Annotated in this window: 1 protein-coding gene; it reads left to right on the top strand. The window is 59.3% G+C overall.

Annotated features, from left to right (window positions below):
• Positions 1–84 precede the first annotated feature (84 nt).
• On the top strand, positions 85–969 hold the full coding sequence (locus ACMGFG_RS24210; RefSeq protein WP_436932851.1) for an IS1595 family transposase: 885 nt from the start codon (positions 85–87) through the stop codon (positions 967–969).
• The last annotated feature ends 27 nt before the right edge of the window (positions 970–996 follow it).

The following is a 996-nucleotide window of genomic DNA, read 5'->3' as shown; positions in this document are numbered from 1 at the left end:
CGCTCTTGCGAAGTAGATTGTTGACGGCGAGAGCTGCGGCTGAAAGTCGAAGAGGGCAAGGGCACCGCGCCAGCGGTGCCCGATATGATCCCATGGAGCCGATTCATCTCGGAATCGGCTGCAGCGGACCTGTTGCAGCAGGTTCGCTGGCGTGATGGTGTCGAGTGCCCCCGCTGCCGTTCTGACCTGACGGTCAGAAACGGCAGCTATCGGGTGTATCAGCGGTATTTGTGTAAGAATTGCGGTCGGACGTTCAACGACAAGACCGGCACAATCTTCGCTCATTCGAAGCTCACACTGAAAGAATGGTATTTCACGATCTACGTGTTCTTACGGTTCAACACGAGCCTTCGCCAGATCGAGGCGGAACTCGATCTTTCGTACAGAACGGTGAGACGGCGCGTCGAGCGCTTCGTCAGAGCGCTCGACGCGCCTTCGATCACGCTGTCTGGACCGGTCGAAATCGACGAAGTGTACGTCTCTGCCGGCCTCAAAGGCCGCGAGCGCGACCAAGAGTCGCGCTCGCGTGGCCTGTCCACGCGTGGTCGAGGATCGTACGACGGCGACAAACCGCCGGTGTTCACGCTGGTCGATCGCGGTACGAACGATCGGTACGTCGTGCCAGCGAAATCCGCCGATGAATCGACCGTTCGACTCCTGCTTGCCGACCACGAAGAGGAGTCGTTAACCGTCTACACGGACGGATTTCGGGCCTACGATCCGCTAGAGGACGACGACGAGTTCGACCGCGAGTACGTCGTCCACGGCGATGATGAATACGCTGATGGCGACGTACACGTCAACGGCTGCGAGAGCCACGCGTCGCTGGCGCGACGGTGGCTCTCGCCCCACCGAGGAGTCTCGAAAGACAAGCTAACGCCGTATCTCAGAGCTTTCGAACTCCGCCGTGAACTCTACAGAAAACCAGGCGACCAAGCGCTCAAACACGCTCTCGACGCCGCGCTCTGAAAATCAACAACGTGCTTCACAAGAGCG

The sequence above is a fragment of the Halosimplex halobium genome (genome assembly GCF_051414055.1).
GTDB classification, from domain to species: Archaea; Halobacteriota; Halobacteria; order Halobacteriales; family Haloarculaceae; genus Halosimplex; species Halosimplex halobium.
Note: the sequence above shows the minus strand (reverse complement) of the source record. Positions and strands in the feature narration are given on the sequence as shown.

Excerpts from the sequence above, each read along its gene's own strand:
- ACMGFG_RS24210 (WP_436932851.1), top strand. The coding sequence starts at position 85 with ATGATCCCATGGAGCCGATTCATCTCGGAATCGGCTGCAGCGGACCTG.